The organism is Luteococcus peritonei (assembly GCF_039526385.1).
In the GTDB taxonomy this organism is placed as follows: Bacteria; Actinomycetota; Actinomycetes; order Propionibacteriales; family Propionibacteriaceae; genus Luteococcus; species Luteococcus peritonei.
In genome coordinates this window covers 199,307-214,240 of sequence record NZ_BAAAIX010000013.1, presented here as the reverse complement: position 1 = coordinate 214,240, position 14,934 = coordinate 199,307, and the positions used below count along the sequence as shown (strand labels likewise).

Annotated in this window: 12 protein-coding genes; 7 read left to right on the top strand and 5 right to left on the bottom strand. The window is 72.0% G+C overall.

Going from position 1 to position 14,934, the window contains the following annotated elements:
- Positions 1 to 48 precede the first annotated feature (48 nt).
- Positions 49 to 672, top strand: coding sequence for a TetR/AcrR family transcriptional regulator (locus ABD073_RS06090; RefSeq protein WP_343873041.1), 624 nt, complete (start codon positions 49 to 51; stop codon positions 670 to 672).
- 51 nt (positions 673 to 723) lie between these two features.
- Here the strand turns inward: ABD073_RS06090 and ABD073_RS06085 are convergent, their stop codons facing one another.
- Both ABD073_RS06085 and ABD073_RS06080 read right to left on the bottom strand, forming a co-directional pair.
- On the bottom strand, positions 724 to 2,061 hold the full coding sequence (locus ABD073_RS06085) for a flavin monoamine oxidase family protein (protein ID WP_343873040.1): 1,338 nt from the start codon (positions 2,059 to 2,061) through the stop codon (positions 724 to 726).
- 140 nt (positions 2,062 to 2,201) lie between these two features.
- Positions 2,202 to 4,928 (bottom strand): S8 family serine peptidase, encoded by a 2,727-nt coding sequence (locus ABD073_RS06080; RefSeq protein WP_343873038.1) that lies wholly within the window; start codon positions 4,926 to 4,928, stop codon positions 2,202 to 2,204.
- Between the two features lie 239 nt (positions 4,929 to 5,167).
- Between ABD073_RS06080 and ABD073_RS06075 the strand changes: the two genes are divergently transcribed.
- Entirely contained in the window at positions 5,168 to 6,796 is a 1,629-nt protein-coding gene (locus tag ABD073_RS06075; protein WP_343873152.1) for a DUF885 domain-containing protein, read from the top strand.
- A gap of 296 nt (positions 6,797 to 7,092) precedes the next feature.
- Here ABD073_RS06075 and ABD073_RS06070 read toward each other — a convergent pair whose 3' ends face one another.
- Entirely contained in the window at positions 7,093 to 8,040 is a 948-nt protein-coding gene (locus ABD073_RS06070) for an alpha/beta fold hydrolase (protein ID WP_343873036.1), read from the bottom strand.
- A 246-nt stretch (positions 8,041 to 8,286) separates the two neighbouring features.
- On the opposite strand from ABD073_RS06070, the gene ABD073_RS06065 reads away from it, so the two are divergent.
- The 3 genes from ABD073_RS06065 (at position 8,287) to ABD073_RS06055 (ending at position 11,103) form a co-directional block, all read left to right on the top strand.
- Positions 8,287 to 9,279, top strand: a complete 993-nt coding sequence (locus ABD073_RS06065; RefSeq protein ID WP_343873034.1) for a Gfo/Idh/MocA family protein — start codon at positions 8,287 to 8,289, stop codon at positions 9,277 to 9,279.
- A 122-nt stretch (positions 9,280 to 9,401) separates the two neighbouring features.
- Positions 9,402 to 10,052 carry an HAD-IA family hydrolase gene (locus ABD073_RS06060; protein ID WP_343873033.1) on the top strand — a complete coding sequence of 217 codons (651 nt, stop codon included), beginning with the start codon at positions 9,402 to 9,404 and terminating at the stop codon, positions 10,050 to 10,052.
- A 97-nt stretch (positions 10,053 to 10,149) separates the two neighbouring features.
- Positions 10,150 to 11,103 carry an ROK family glucokinase gene (locus ABD073_RS06055; RefSeq protein ID WP_343873032.1) on the top strand — a complete coding sequence of 318 codons (954 nt, stop codon included), beginning with the start codon at positions 10,150 to 10,152 and terminating at the stop codon, positions 11,101 to 11,103.
- Positions 11,104 to 11,202: 99 nt separating this feature from the next.
- On the opposite strand, the gene ABD073_RS06050 is transcribed toward ABD073_RS06055, so the two are convergent.
- On the bottom strand, positions 11,203 to 11,856 hold the full coding sequence (locus ABD073_RS06050; protein ID WP_343873031.1) for a response regulator: 654 nt from the start codon (positions 11,854 to 11,856) through the stop codon (positions 11,203 to 11,205).
- Positions 11,853 to 13,076 (bottom strand): sensor histidine kinase, encoded by a 1,224-nt coding sequence (locus ABD073_RS06045; protein WP_343873030.1) that lies wholly within the window; start codon positions 13,074 to 13,076, stop codon positions 11,853 to 11,855. Before ABD073_RS06045 ends, ABD073_RS06050 begins: the two co-directional genes overlap by 4 nt.
- A 128-nt stretch (positions 13,077 to 13,204) precedes the next feature.
- On the opposite strand from ABD073_RS06045, the gene ABD073_RS06040 reads away from it, so the two are divergent.
- Complete coding sequence (locus tag ABD073_RS06040; protein ID WP_343873029.1) at positions 13,205 to 14,116, top strand: ABC transporter ATP-binding protein; 912 nt, start codon at positions 13,205 to 13,207, stop codon at positions 14,114 to 14,116.
- Positions 14,113 to 14,889 (top strand): hypothetical protein, encoded by a 777-nt coding sequence (locus tag ABD073_RS06035; protein WP_343873028.1) that lies wholly within the window; start codon positions 14,113 to 14,115, stop codon positions 14,887 to 14,889. Before ABD073_RS06040 ends, ABD073_RS06035 begins: the two co-directional genes overlap by 4 nt.
- Positions 14,890 to 14,934: the final 45 nt, after the last annotated feature.

The following is a 14,934-nucleotide window of genomic DNA, read 5'->3' as shown; positions in this document are numbered from 1 at the left end:
CGACCTGACCAGTGTGCAGATTTGTTGCAGATACTGCAAAATGTGCTCATGGAGTTCACAGACGACGCGGAGGGGCTGCGGGAGCGCAAGAAGCGCGAGACACGCCGCGCCCTGAACCGCGCCGCGATCGAGCTGGTGCTGGAGCACGGGCTGGGTGGGGTCACCGCCGAGGACATCGCCCGTCGGGCCGGCGTCTCGCCGCGCACCTTCTTCAACTACTTCCAGACCAAGGAGGCCGCGCTGACCGGGCTGGCCGAACGGGTCGGGGACCGCGTCGACGCCGCCCTGTCCGCGCGACCGCAGGACGAGCCGCTGTGGACCACGGTGCGCTGGCTGGCGGTGCGACTGGCCCAGCTCTCGCTGGACGACCGCGACCTCTGGCAGGCCCGGCGCCGACTGATGGACCAACAGCCCCAGGTGGTGCCCATCCTGTTGGGCGGGCAGCGCTCCTTCGAGGCCGCCGTGACTGCCGCCGTCGCGGACCGGGCCACCAGCATCGGTGAGGACTCCCCCGCCTGGCGGCCGGGGATGATGGCCCTGGTGGCGCTGGACGCCGTCCGGGTGGCCTCCCAGCAGGCGACCGGCCCCGACGACGTGGTGCCGCTGCTGGAACAGGTGCTGGACAGCCTGGCGCCCGGCCTGGCCGGACAGGACTCCGCCCCGACGACCTGAGGTCGCCGGGGCGGGAGGCCAGACAACCGGAGCGCGCGGCTCCGGGCGGGCTCAGCCGATCAGCTGGTCGGCCACCTGCTCGCCGGACAGGATGGCGCCCTCCATGTAGCCGTTGAAGCGGCTGGAGTACTCGGCCCCCGCGAAGTGCACGCGCCCCTCCGGGGCGGCCAGCGCGGGGCCGGAGGTGGTCCACACGCCGGGGGCGAAGTGGGCACCGTGGCAGCCGCCGGTGAACTTCTCTGCGCTCCAGTCCCGGTCCACGTAGGCGATGGCCTCGGGGTGGTCGGTGCCGAAGGCGGCGTCGATGGTCTGCTCCATGGCGCGACGACGCAGGAATTCCGAGCGCTTGCCGATGCCAGAGGCCTCGCCACCCTCGAAGAAGCCCATCAGCACGCCGTGCCGGCCGTCGGGACCGGAGTTGTCGAAGACCACGCGCATGGCGCCCTCGTCGGAGCCCAGCTGCCCGGACAGGCCGGCGCGACGCCACCAGGGGTTCTCGAAGACCAGGGCGGCCTTGATGACATTGCCGGCCGGCACCTTCTCGGCCAGCTGGCCGCGCCAGCTGGGCAGGGCGGGGACGAAGTCGAGTCCGGCCACGAGCCGGGGCGGCAGGGTCACGATCGCGTGCGCCGCCTCCAGTTCCTCCCCGTCGGCCAGGGTGATGGTGACGTGGTCCGGGTGCTGGGTGATGCGGCGCACCTCGGCGCCCAGGCGGACCCGCTCGCCGAGCTCTGCGGCCATCCGGTCGCACAGGGCCACGACACCGCCGGCGACACGCTGCTGGTGCACGCCGCCGTTGACCGCGATCAGGCCCTCCATGTCCACGCCGTCGTTGACCCGCTGCAGGCCCTCCAGCAGCGTGGTCTGCTCGGCCTCACGGCCCATGGCACCGTCGAAGATCCGGCCGAACCACTCACGGCCGCCGGGGGTGCGCAGGTTGGTCGCCGCCCAGGTGGCCACCTGCTGCTGGAGCCACTTGGTGTTGGCATCGGCCCAGGCGGCGTCCTTGGCGACGCGCTCGGCCAGCCGTCGGAAGCGCAGCAGGCCCTGGCCCAGGTCGCTCATCTCGAAGGGGCTGAGGTTCTCGTCCAGCTCGTTCTGGGTGGGGACGCGACGCGCCTGGCCGCCCACCTTGACGGTGATGGCGCCCTCGGTGGGCTCCACCAGGCCCAGGCCATGGTCGGTCACCAGCTGGTGCATCCGCTGGTGTGAGGGGGCGATCCACTGCCCGCCCATCTCCAGGACGGTGCCCTCCACCTCGACGTTCTCGAGCCGTCCGCCGACGCGGTCCCGGGCCTCCAGGACCAGCACCTCGCGTCCTGCTCCGGCCAGTCTCGTGGCCGCGCCGAGACCCGCAAGTCCCGCACCGACCACCACGCAGTCCAGCATGCCGTCCCTCCCTGTCAGAAGCCTTCGCCCTGACTCTAACGAACATGACGGGGGCCGGTCCCGGCGGGGTGGCGCTGCCGGCGACGGCGACGGGCCCCGCCGTGCGGCGGGGCCCGTCGGGCGGAGGACAGCCTTGTCGCTCAGCGGTTGGCGGCCTCGATGCTGCCGGGATCGGTGACCACATTGGGATCCACCGGGGCCGGCTCGGCGCCCTTGGTGGGGGCCGTGAAGGTGGCCTGGAAGGCCGGGCTGGTCCAGGTCTCCCAGTCCGCGGCCACCGAGGCCTTGCCCAGCGGACGCAGTGCGGTGACCTCCAGGACGTAGCTGCCGGCGCTGGCGCGGGCCAGGTAGGGGCTCTTGCCGGTGGTCATGTAGGTGCCGTCCCAGGCGAGGCCGACGTCGCCGACCTCACGGCCGTTGTGCTCCATCTGGAAGGCGGTGCCCAGCAGCCGGCCCTTGGTGCCATCGGCCTGGGCGCTGTAGACGTTGACCTTGAGCTGCTCCACCGGGTACTCCACCCGGAAGATCACCACCGGCTGCTCACCCTCGGCCATCGAGTAGCTCTGGTGCTCCTGCTCGGCCAGGCAGACCAGCTTGGTGCCCACCTTCTCGCCCAGGCAGGGTGCCTCGGAACCGGGTGCGGTCAGCACGCTGACGCGCTGGTAGTCGCCGGCCATGCCGACGTAGGGCACGGACAGGTCGGTGCCGGTGGCCGTGGAGGCCACGATCCAGCCGCCGTAGATGTAGTTCGCCGGGGCGTCGGCCGGGGCGGTGATGGTGACCTTCACGTCCTTGCTGCCGCGCGGCGGCACCACGACGCGCTGGGGCATCGAGACCTGCGCGTCGAGCAGGTCGAACTCCGGGTCGCTGGTGCCCAGGGTGCCGATCGAGGTCTTGTTCGCCAGCGTGTAGACCACCGGGCGCTTCCCCTCGTTGCGGAAGGTGAGGGTGGTGGTGTGGCTGCGCGACTGGTCGTCGCCGAGGCTGATCCTGCTGGGCGAGACCTGCTGCTGGGTGGCGATGGCGCGGTCGATCTGCACCAGGCCGGCTCCCTGCCGGATCACCATCTCGTCCAGGCCGCTGTCCGGGTCGAAGGCCCAGGGCAGCTCGGTGGTGGCGGTGTTCTGCAGCAGACGACGCACCGCTTCGGGGCGGCCCTTGAGGGCCGGGCGGGCCTGCAGCAGCTGGGCGACGGTCCCGGCCACGTGCGGGGCGGCCATCGAGGTGCCCGACATCGAGGCGTAGCGACCCGACTCCAGCGGGTAGGTGGACCAGATGTTGCCGCCGGGGGCGGCCACGTCCGGCTTCAGGCTGAGGTCGGCGGCCAGACCCCAGCTGGAGAAGGCGGAGATCTGCCCGGCGGTGGGGCTGTCCTGGCTGACGGTCTCGTCGACGAAACGGATCGTGGAGCCGGTGGCCAGGTCCTTGTGGATCTGCACGCCATCGGCCTGGCTGATCATCACCACCGGGATGGTGATGGCCGGGTCGCCCTCGACGGTGGGGTTCACCGAGACCGGGGAGTTGTTGTAGAGCACGACGGCTTTGGCCCCGGCCTGCTGGGCGTTGAGCGCCTTCTGGTAGAAGGTGCAGCTGCCACGCTGCACCAGCGCCGCGGCGCCCTGGGCGAAGAGCGCCTTCTGGGCCTCGGTGTAGGGCTCGCACCCCTGCGCCTCGGGCGTGCCGGGAGCACCCAGCGCCACCAGAGGGTAGGAGGTCTGCGCGGTGGGCAGCGGGGAGCCGGTGGCGGGCAGGTAGCCGACCTTCTGCCCGGTGCCCTGCACCTCGAAGGCGCGCAGCGTGTTCTTCACGTTGTCGACGCTGGCCACGGAGATGGCACCCCGGCCGATGCCGGGCGCACCGCCGCTGAAGGCGCCGTCCTCACCGGCATTGCCGGCCGAGGTGACCACGACGGTGCCGGCCCGGCTGAGCGCATCAGCGGCCGTGGCCGTCGGGTAGTCCGGCCAGGTCATCATGGTGGCGCCCAGCGACATGTTCACCACGTCCATGCCGTCGGCCTGGGCGCGCTCCATGGCGGCCACGATGACCTCGGAGCTGGTGGATCCCTCGCAGCCGAAGACCCGGTAGGCCCCGAAGGAGACGCCGGGCGCGACGCCTTCGACGCCGCCCTTGGCGGGATCACCGTCGGCGCCGATGATGCCGGCCACGTGGCTGCCGTGGCCGCCGCAGTCGTCGGGCACCGGGTCCGGCACCGCGACCGCCTTCGGGTCCTCGGAGTCGTAGTCGTCACCGACGAAGTCGTAGCCCCACTTCACCCGCTGGGTGGGGAAGGCGGTGGCACCGTCGGTGCCCTGGCCGCCCAGGTCCGGGTGGTCGATGTCGATGCCGGAGTCGATGACGCCCACCTTGATGCCGGTGCCGTCGTAGCCCAGGTCGTCGCGCACGATCGCGGCACCGGTCATCCCCGCGGCGTGGTTCACCTCAGGACGGCTGCCCTTCTCCGCCGGGCGGGCCACCTCCACCACCGGGTAGACGCCGGTGACGCCGGGCAGCTGGGCCAGGGCGGTCACCTGCTTGGTGTCCAGGGTGACCGCGATGCCGTTGAAGGTGCGCGAGTAGCTGCGGTGGCCCTTGATCCGCACGCCGTGGCGGCCGGCGGCGGCGATCAGCGTCTTCTGCTGCCGGGCGATGGCGGCCTGGCTGCCACCCTCGACGACCGGGGCTCCGGCGAAGCGGACCAGCCAGCGGTTCGTGACGATGCTGCCGGTGGTGTCGTTCTCGGCGAGCTTGATGTAGTCCGAGAGCCGTCCCAGCCCGTCGGTGGGCCGGGCCTGGGCCGGCACGGTCGACAGACAGGACAGGGCAAGGGTCGACACGGCGAGGGTCGACAACCAGGTGCGGTGCTGCATGGGGGGTCCTCCGTGGGGTCTGGCCGGCGCCCTCGCCGACCACGTGATCCGAAAACTAGCCCACCAAGGGCTTCCGCGGCACCCCCCCTTGGTCCAACCACTGCGCCACGCGGACGGCGTCCCAAGGCCGAGTGCTGCAACCTCGGCCGCGTATCCTCCCCTGCGTGAGCACCGCACCCCGACGCCCCAGGACCGAGGTCGACGTCATCGCCGACGAGCACTTCGAGAGGGCGCTGCAGATGAGTCCGATCGCGCTGACCGAGGTGGGCAGCCCGCTGCGCCAGGACGAGTACGACGACTTCTCCCCCGCCGGTCAGGGGGTGATGGACGAGCTGAACCGCGAGACCCTCGCCAGGCTGGCCGCCGCCACCCCGGTGGACGTGGTGGACAAGGTGACCATCGCGGCCATGCGGGAGCGGCTGGGCCTGGAGGTCGAGATGCACGAGCAGGGCCTGGACCTGCTCGGCATCAACAACATCACCTCCGGCCTGCACGCCATCCGCGCGGTCTACGACCAGATGCCCACCGCCACCGTGGAAGACTGGCGCACCATCATCCGGCGCCTGCGGGCCGTCCCGACGGCGGTGATCACCTGGTTCATCTCGCAGCAGGCCAGCATCGAGCAGGACATCCGCCCGGCCCGTCGCCAGGTGGAGCAGCTGGCCGGCCAGGTGGAGGCCTGGGTGGCCGAGGGCGGCTTCTTCGACGGACTGCGCGATGGTGCGCGCACCGACGAGGGCCCGCTGCCCGCCGACGTGGCGGCAGACCTGGCGCGCGCCGTGGAGACCGCCCGGCGCAGCTACCGGCAGGCCGCGGCACGGTTGCGCACCGACATCATGGCCGAGGCCGTGGAGGCCGACGGCGTGGGGGCCGAGCGCTACCGCTACTTCTCCCGGGCTGCGCTCGGTGCCCGGATCGACCTGGCCGAGACCTACCACTGGGGGCTGGCGGAGGTGGAGCGGATCCGTCGCCTGGAGCAGGAGACGGCGGAGCGGATCCGTCCCGGCGCCAGCATCGAGCAGGCCGTCGAGCTGCTGGACGCCGACGAGCGCTACGCCCTGCACGGCACCGAGGCGTTGCAGGCCTGGATGCAGCAGACCGCAGACCGGGCGGTGGCGGAACTGGCCGACGTCCACTTCGACATCCCCGAGCCGATCCGTCGCATCGAGTGCTGCATCGCGGCCACCCAGGACGGCGGCATCTACTACACCGGCCCCAGCGAGGACTTCTCGCGGCCTGGCCGGATGTGGTGGTCGGTGCCCGAGGGGGTGGAACGCTTCACCACCTGGCGCGAACTGACCACCGTCTACCACGAGGGCGTCCCGGGCCACCACCTGCAGATCGGCCAGACCACCTACCGGGCCGAGCTGTTGAACCGCTGGCGTCGGTTGGGCTGCTGGGTGAGCGGCCACGGCGAGGGCTGGGCGCTCTACTCCGAGTGGCTGATGGCAGACCTGGGCCATCTGGACGACCCGGGCCACCTGATGGGCATGCTCGACGCGCAGATGCTGCGCGCGGTGCGCGTGGTGATCGACATCGGCCTGCACTGCGGCCTGGAGGCCCCCGAGGAGGTGGGCGGCGGCAGCTGGGACTTCGACAAGGCCTGGGCCTACTTCAACCGGTACGTCTTCATGGACGAGGCCTTCGCCAGCTTCGAGGTGAACCGCTATGCCGGCTGGCCCGGCCAGGCGCCCTCCTACAAGCTGGGCGAGCGGCTGTGGATGCAGCTGCGCGACGAGGTGCGCGCCGCCCGCGAGGCCCGCGGTGAGGACTTCGACCTGAAGGACTTCCACCGCACCGCGCTGGACCTGGGCGGTCTGGGGCTGGACGTGCTGCGTGCCGCCGTGCTGGACATCTCCGGGGTCTGAGGGCTGTCCGCCCCGGCGGCAGGCCAGGCCTGCCGCCCCCCCCGGAAGCGGTGGGACCGGGGCCGGGCATGGAGAAAACCCGCGGGCTGCAGCGGCTGCTGCTGCCGGCTGGACGAGGGCCGGCGCCCGCGGGTCCCGGTGGCTCGTTGGGATTGCCACACGTCCCGTGCTGGAACGGGCTCGCTCAGGCGCGAGCCACCTCACATGTCCTGTAGTCGTTCATCGGTCAGGACCACCTCCTTCCTTGTGTACCCCACACGCTAGGCCGGCACAGAAGGGGCTTCAACCGATTTTTCTCAGCCGACCGAGCGGTCGGTGGGCAGGGCGTGGATGCCGGGCGTGGTGTCCAGCCGGGCCACGAAGTCGGCCACCCGCTTCTTGACCTCGTCGTGCCAGATCACCTGACGGTGCCCCAGCGAGTTGGTGAGCATCAGCTCGGCGCCCGGCCAGTGCTCCACCAGCTTGCGGGTCTCGGCAGCCGGGGTGTCGGGATCGTCGGTGTCGTGGATGGCCAGCAGTGCCGGCACCTGGGCGCCGGCGACCGTGCGGCGCACGTCCGCGGTCATGTCGAAGTCGGACAGGTCGATGCCCACCCGCTGCTGCACCCGCTCCAGGAAGAGCGATCGGGTGCGGGGACCCATGCCGATCACCTGGCTGAACCAGTCGATGGCGGGCTCGAGGCGCACCTCGGGCGCGATCAGCACATAGGCATCGGCGGCCTGGCGCTCACGCTGGGCGCGCATCACGGCCATGGCACCGATGGAGTGGGCCATCACCAGCGCGGGGCGTCGTCCCAGCTCGTCGAGCACGGCGCCGAAGGCCTGTGCCATCTCCAGCACCGATCCCGACCCGAAGCCCTCCGCGCCGTGGGTGGAGCCGCCGTGGCTGGGGGCGTCGTAGGCCACCACGTGATAGCCGGCCTGCACCAGTGCGGGCACGTGGGCACCGAGCTGCTGCCAGTAGCCGCCCCAGCCGTGCACCAGCACGGCCAGCGGGCCGTCCTCCGGGCCGAAGCTCTCGCCGCGGATCTCGCTCTCGCCCGACATCAGGAAGAAGGGGGCGCCACCGTCGGGGGTGAAGCGGTTGAGCCGCTTGGCGCTGGGCGCCGGCGGCACCGTGAACCAGTAGTGCTCCGCGACCCTGGCCGCGTGCCGCGGCGAGAGCTTCTCCAGCGTGCGCATCCGCGCCCTGACCGGCAACGGTGCCTGGGCCACCGTGGTGGCGGAGTCCTTCTTCTTCGGCATGCCTGTGGTGCCTTTCCCCGAGTCTGAACCGGAGGCTGGCGGGCCGTCCGGCCCGTCAAGGCTACGGCAGCACCCTGCGAGCCATCGCAGAACCGATCGACCCGCGGCCCACATCACCCCCGCAATCACCCGGGGACAAGCAGGTTCACCCCGTAGCGTGAGTTGTTCAGGCACCTCCGGAACGGACATGTGCCGTGGCTGACCCCGGGTGCCATAGCCTGTGGCTCGTCAACGGGGGAGGTAGCAGTGGTCAGGTTCGCGACGATCGGCACCAGCTCGATCGTGGACAGGTTCGTGGACGCCGTGGCGGTCACCGATGAGGCCGTCTACACCGTCGCCCATTCCCGGGACCTGGAGCGGGCACAGCTGTGGGCGGCGGGCCATGGCGCCCAGCGCGCGGTGGACCACCTGGAGCAGCTGGCCGGAGCCACCGACGTCGACGCGGTCTACATCGCCTCCCCCAATGCCCTGCACCACGACCAGGCCGAGCTGCTGCTACGCGCCGGCAAGCACGTGCTCGTGGAGAAGTCCGCCTGCTCCACGCTGGCCGAGTGGCAGCACCTGCTGGACATCGCCCACGCCAACCAGGTGGTGCTGCTGGAGTCGGTGCGCACCGTGCACGACCCGAGCTGGCGGATGATCACCTCCTACCTGCCCAGCCTCGGCCCGGTACGCCAGGTGGAACTGCACATGGCGCAGCGCTCGCGTCGCTATGACAACTTCCTGGCCGGCCGGGTGGAGAACATCTTCCGCCCGGAGATGTCGGCCGGTGCCCTGATGGACCTGGGCGTCTACTGCCTGCACCCGCTGGTCACCCTGTTCGGCCTGCCGGGCCGGATCCAGGCCTCCAGCGTGCTGCTGCGCAACGGCATCGACGGCGCCACCAGCCTGCTGCTGGACTACCCCGGCTTCACCGCCAGCGTCTCCTGCTCCAAGACCACCGTGGATCCCCGGCCCAGCATGCTGTCCGGCGAGGACGCGACGCTGCTGGTGGACGCGATCGCGGACCCGCAGCGGCTGCGGATGGCCGACGCCCACACCGGCGAGGTGGAGGACCTGCAGGTGGACAAGCCGCTGCCGCAGCAGGCCTATGTGCTGCAGGCCTTCGCGCGGATGGTGCAGGACCCCACGCTGGCGGCGGTGCACCAGCAGGCCACCACCGATGCCCTCACCGTGATGGACGAGGCCAGGCGCCAGGTGGGCCTGGACTTCCCCGCCGACTCCCGCACCTTGGCCTGAGACCCCCGGCCGCGATCCCGGCTGGCCACCATCGTCCGGGTTCCTTGCCGAGGCGGTGGGCCCGTCCTGGCGCCGGGACCGGGCCGGTAGCGTGGGCGGCACCCGACGAGAGGACTGCCCTGATGACCCGGACCGTGACCGTGGACGGGATCCTGTTCGACAACGACGGCGTGCTGGTGGACTCGCTGCCCACCGCGATGCGGATCTGGCGGGAGTGGGCGCAGGTGTGGTCGCCGCAGGCCGACCCGACGGTGGACTTCCCGCACGGGACCCCGGCCAGGGACATCATCGCCGGCCTGGTGGCGCCGCAGGACGTGGAGCGGGCCTACCAGGAGCTCGACCAGGCCGAGATCGAGCACGCGACGGAGGTGGACCCGATCCCGGGAGCCGCTGAGCTGACGGCGAGCCTGCCGGCGGACCGCTGGGTGGTGGTGACCTCGGCGGGGCGCCAGCTGGCCATGGGCCGGGTGCGGGCGGCGGGCCACGAGCCGTCGCAGATGGTGAGCGTCGACGACGTGACGCAGGGCAAGCCGCACCCCGAGCCCTACCTCACCGGCGCCGAGCTGCTCGGGCTGGACCCGTCGCGCGTCGCGGTCTTCGAGGATGCCCCGGTGGGCGTCGAGGCGGCCCGCGCGGCGGGCGTCGGACTGGTGGTGGGCGTGGGTCACCAGATCGACCCGGCGACGGTGGACGTGCTGGTGCCCGACCTGCGCCAGGTGCGTCGGCTCCCCTCCGAGGACGGCATCGTGCTCGCCTTCGACGTGGAGCCGTGACCTGCAGCAGCCCCTGACCACCCTGTCGGAAAGCTGGGGCTGGCCCTAGGCTTGGACCGGTCGCCGCAGCCGGCGAGCCCGGACCCTAGGAGCAGTCATGTCGTTGGCCATCGGAGTGGATGTCGGCGGGACCAAGATCGCCGCGGGAGTGGTGGACGAGCAGGGCCAGATCGTCGCCCAGCTGCGCCGCCCCACCCCGGCCAGCGACACCGCCCGCACCGCGGAGCTGATCGCGAAGATGGCCAAGGACCTGGCCGCCGAGCACGGCGCCACCACGATCGGCATCGGCGCCGCCGGCTTCGTCGACCAGGAGCGGGCCAACGTGATCTTCGCCCCCAACCTGGCCTGGCGCAACGAGCCGCTGCAGCAGATCGTCGAGGCCGCCACCGGGCTGCCCACCGTCGTGGAGAACGACGCCAATGCGGCGGGCTGGGCCGAGGCGCGTTTCGGCGCCGCCAAGGACGCCCACTCCGCGGTGGTGCTGACCATCGGCACCGGCATCGGCGGCGCGATCATCCAGGACGACAAGCTGGTGCGCGGCTCCAACGGCTTCGCTGGCGAGCTGGGCCACTTCATCATCCGTCCCGACGGGCGACGCTGCGGCTGCGGCCTGCGCGGCTGCTGGGAGCGCTACGGCTCGGGCAGTGCGCTGGTGCACGAGGCCCGCGAGCTGGCCGGGATCGACCCCAACCTGGGACAGCGGATGCTGGAGCTGGCGCACGACGACGTGCAGCAGATCACCGGCCTGCACGTCACCATGGCGGCGCAGGAGGGCGACCCGGCCGCGCTGGACTGCTTCAGCACGCTGGGCGAGTGGATCGGGCGTGGCATGGCGGTGATCGCGGCGGTGCTGGACCCCGAGGTCTTCGTGCTGGCCGGCGGCGTCAGCGAGGCCGGGGATCTGCTCTCCGCCCCGGTGAACAAGAGTTTCCGCAAGCTGCTCACCGCCCGCAAGTACCGCCGCGAGCCGGAGCTGCGGATGGCCGTGATGGGCAACCAGGCCGGGATGATCGGCGCCGCGGACCTGTCCCGGGTGGGCGTGCAGGCCTGAGGGTGTCCTGACCCGGGGCGATCCCGACAGGCAAGCAGGGATCAGGCCAGCAGGGCTCAGGGCAGCAGGGCTCAGGGCAGGGGGATCAGGGCAGGGGGATCAGGGGCGCAGCGCCTCGTGCACCACGAGCGCCGCCTGCACCCGGTTCTCGGCGCCCAGCTTGGCCATGATGCTGGAGACGTGCGCCTTCACGGTGGGCACCGAGAGCACCAGCTCCTCGGCGATCTCGGCATTGGCCAGCCCGTCGGCCAGGGCGCGGGCCACGTCCAGCTCACGCGGGGTGAGCGCCTGCAGCCGGCGCCGGGCGTCGGCCGTCGTGGAGCCGGCGCCCTCTCCCGCCGCCTTGGCCATCAGCTGGGCCAGCACGGTGGGCCTCATCGCGGGCTCCCCGGTGGCGACCGCCTTCACCGCGGCGACGATCCGCTCGGGCGGGGTGTCCTTGAGCAGGAAGCCGGCGGCTCCGGCCCGGATGGCCTGCACCACCAGTTCGTCGGCGTCGAAGGTGGTGAGCACCAGCACCTTGGCCTGCGGGCGGGCGGCGAGCACCTGGCCGGTGGCGGTGATGCCGTCGACGCGCGGCATCCGGATGTCCATCAGCACCACGTCGGCCTGCTCCCGGGCCACCAGCTCCGCGGCGCCCTCACCGTCGTCGTGCTCGGCCACCACCTCGATGCCGGTGCCGCGCAGCATCAGCCGCAGGCCGCCACGCACCAGCGCGTCGTCGTCGACGATCACCACTCGGACATCGCTCATGAACCCATCCTCACATTCCATGGCAGCCGGGCGGTGACCCGGAACCATCCGTCGCTCTGCTCGGTCTCCAGGCTGCCGCCGGCCAGGGTGGCGCGCTCGCACAGGCCGGTCAGGCCCATGCCCGCACCGGGCACCCGACTGCGCTGGTGGCCCAGCGGGTTGCCCACCTGCACCAGCAGGCCCTGCTCCTGGTCGCCCTGCACCCGTACGCTCACCGGTTGTCCTTGGGCGTGCTTGCGGGCATTGGTGAGCGCCTCCTGGATGATGCGGTGGGCATGGCGCGCGGGGGTGGGGCTCAGTCCGCTGGAGCGCTGCCAGGAGTCCGGTTCCACGTCCAGGCTCACCTGGCTGCCGGCGGCCTCCTCGGCGGCCACCAGGGCGGGCAGGTCCAGCAGGGAGGGCTGCGGCGGCGTATTGGCCTCCGTGCCGTCGTCGCGCAGCACGCCGAGCACCTCGCGCAGCTCCTGCAGCGCCTGGTGGGCGGTCTCGCGGATCAGCGCCGCGGTCTCGGCGGTCTCCTCGCGGGTGAGGTCGTCCTTGTAGGCCAGCACGCCGGCGTGCAGGCTGACCAGGCTGATCTTGTGCGCCAGCACGTCGTGCATCTCGCGGGCGATCCGCGCGCGCTCCGCGGTCTGCGCCTGGGCCACGCGCGCCACCTGCTCGCGGCGGGCCAGCTCGGCGCCAGCGCGCCAGGACTCCACCAACTCGGCCTTCGCGCCCCGGTTCCAGCCGATGGCGGCCAGCACCAGGTACATCAGCACCACGAGGGTCACGATCATGGCGCGGCCGCTGGCGCCGGCGGCCATCAGGGACTCCTCGGGCGTGACCTGCTTGGTCACGAACTCGTCGGTGGTCAGGCTGGAGACCACCCACAGCACCCCCACCGGGAGGATCTCGGTCAGGCGACGACGGCTGCCCAGGTGCACCACGGCCACCGCGGAGGCCGCCAGCGCCCAAGCGGAGAGCGAGGCTGCGGCCACCAGGACGACCGCCACCAGCAGCGGCCGACGGCGGCGCAGCAGGATGAGCTGGGTCAGCACCAGGCCGATGCCGGCGTCGAACATCATCAGGGTGTCGACGGGGCCGCTGGAGGCGTTCATCGACTCCTCCCAGCCGAAGCCCCAGCAGAAGAAGCCGATCAGGTGGCAGGTGGCGAGCTGCCAGGCGTGGGTCCACAGCCGACGGCGTCGCGTCGTGGCCGGGGGCAGGGCGGTGCTCATGGTTCGAGTCTAGGGACCTGGACGCATGTCCGACCCCTGCCGCGGACCGTCGCCTCCCCTACTGCAGCAGGGGTCGCGGGCGTCGCCAGCAGGCTGTGGGTGAGCCTGCTGGCCGACAGGCTGGAGCCATGATCCAGATCGAGCACCTCACCAAGCGCTACGGCAGCTTCACCGCCGTCGACGATGTCTCCTTCGTCGCCGAGCCCGGTCGCGTCACCGGCTTCCTGGGCCCGAACGGCGCCGGCAAGTCCACCACGCTGCGGATGCTGACCGCGTTGACGCCCGCCACCTCCGGCCACGCCCTGGTGCTGGGCCGGCGCTATGCCGAGCTTCCCAATCCCAGCCGCCACGTGGGCGTGATGCTGGACGCCGCCGCGCAGCACCCGGGACGCACCGGCCGCGAGGTGCTGCAGCTGGCCGCGACCATCACCGGCGCGCCTCGCGGTCGCGTCGACGAGATGCTGGAGCTGGTGGGGCTGGAGCGCTCGGAGGCGAAGCGTCGGGTGAAGAACTACTCGCTGGGCATGCGCCAGCGCCTCGGCCTGGCCGGTGCGCTGGTGGGCGAGCCGAAGGTGCTGGTGCTCGACGAGCCCGCCAACGGCCTGGACCCGGCCGGCATCCACTGGATGCGCGGCCTGCTGCGCGACTTCGCCGACGGCGGCGGCACCGTGCTGCTCAGCTCCCACCTGCTCAACGAGGTGGAGCTGATCGCCGACGACCTGGTGATGATCGGCCACGGGCGGATCGTGGCCCAGGGCCCGATGAAGCAGCTGCTGGCCAGCCGCAGCGGCTGCGTCGCCGATGCCGCCGACCGCAATGGACTGGCCGCCGCACTGCGGGAGGCAGGGCTGCGCTTTGGAGGTCGACGCGACGGCGCTGCCGACGTCGAGGCCGACGCGGCGCAGGTGGGGCAGGTCGCCCTGCGCGCCGGCGTCCCGCTGACCCTGCTGCGTCCCGCCGACGGCACCCGGCTCGAGGACATGTTCCTGGAGCTGACCGCCGGCACCGCCCGTGACCTTCCGAAGGAGATCTCCGCATGAGCACCGCTACGGTCATGCCCGCCCTCGAGGGGCGTGGCCTGTCGCCGCTGACCCTGATGCGCGTCGAGCTGCGCAAGCAGGTGGACACCCGCGGCGGGCGAGGCCTGCTGCTGGCCATCGGCCTGATCACCGTGCTGGCACTGGGCCTGGTGATGTACCTCAACCGGACCGAGGGTGCCAGCCTGGACTCGCTGCTGGCCGCCACCGTGACGCCGCAGGGCCTGCTGCTGCCGGTGCTGGGCATCATCACCGCCTGCAACGAGTGGAGCCAGCGCACCGCGCTGGTCACCTTCACCCAGGAGCCGCGACGGCTGCGCGTGGTGCTGGCCAAGCTGCTGGCCGCCGTGGTGCTGGGCACGGTGGCCGTGGCCGGTGCGGTGCTGTTGGCGATGCTGGCGCACGTGGTCTCGGCCACGATCGCCGGGGCGCCGGTGCACCTCGGCCTGAGCGCCGGCACGCTGGCCGGCATCTGGCTCTCGCAGAGCATCGCCGTGGTGATGGGCGTGGCCTTCGGGCTGGCGCTGCTGTCGGTGCCGCTGGCGATCACCGCCTACTTCATCCTGCCGACCCTGTTCACCACGGTCTCGGTGCTGTGGTCGAAGATGGCCGAGCTGGGGCCCTGGCTGGACATGGGCCAGGCCTCCTCGCCGCTGCAGGAGGGCATCAACCTGACGCTGCGGCAGTGGAGCCAGCTGGGCACCAGTTCGCTGCTCTGGCTGGCGCTGCCGCTGGCCGTGGGCCTGTGGCGGGTGATGACCCGCGAGGTGAAGTAGTCCGGACACGACGAGGCCCTCGCACCCCTGGTGGGTGCGAGGGCC

What these genes read in the sequence shown, in the direction of transcription:
- ABD073_RS06045 (WP_343873030.1), bottom strand. Translation starts at nt 13,076, where the DNA reads ATGAGCACCGCCCTGCCCCCGGCCACGACGCGACGCCGTCGGCTGTGG.
- ABD073_RS06085 (WP_343873040.1), bottom strand. Translation starts at nt 2,061, where the DNA reads ATGCTGGACTGCGTGGTGGTCGGTGCGGGACTTGCGGGTCTCGGCGCG.
- ABD073_RS06055 (WP_343873032.1), top strand. Translation starts at nt 10,150, where the DNA reads ATGTCGTTGGCCATCGGAGTGGATGTCGGCGGGACCAAGATCGCCGCG.
- ABD073_RS06035 (WP_343873028.1), top strand. Translation starts at nt 14,113, where the DNA reads ATGAGCACCGCTACGGTCATGCCCGCCCTCGAGGGGCGTGGCCTGTCG.
- ABD073_RS06075 (WP_343873152.1), top strand. Translation starts at nt 5,168, where the DNA reads ATGAGTCCGATCGCGCTGACCGAGGTGGGCAGCCCGCTGCGCCAGGAC.
- ABD073_RS06080 (WP_343873038.1), bottom strand. Translation starts at nt 4,928, where the DNA reads ATGCAGCACCGCACCTGGTTGTCGACCCTCGCCGTGTCGACCCTTGCC.
- ABD073_RS06050 (WP_343873031.1), bottom strand. Translation starts at nt 11,856, where the DNA reads ATGAGCGATGTCCGAGTGGTGATCGTCGACGACGACGCGCTGGTGCGT.
- ABD073_RS06070 (WP_343873036.1), bottom strand. Translation starts at nt 8,040, where the DNA reads ATGCCGAAGAAGAAGGACTCCGCCACCACGGTGGCCCAGGCACCGTTG.
- ABD073_RS06060 (WP_343873033.1), top strand. Translation starts at nt 9,402, where the DNA reads ATGACCCGGACCGTGACCGTGGACGGGATCCTGTTCGACAACGACGGC.
- ABD073_RS06090 (WP_343873041.1), top strand. Translation starts at nt 49, where the DNA reads ATGGAGTTCACAGACGACGCGGAGGGGCTGCGGGAGCGCAAGAAGCGC.
- ABD073_RS06040 (WP_343873029.1), top strand. Translation starts at nt 13,205, where the DNA reads ATGATCCAGATCGAGCACCTCACCAAGCGCTACGGCAGCTTCACCGCC.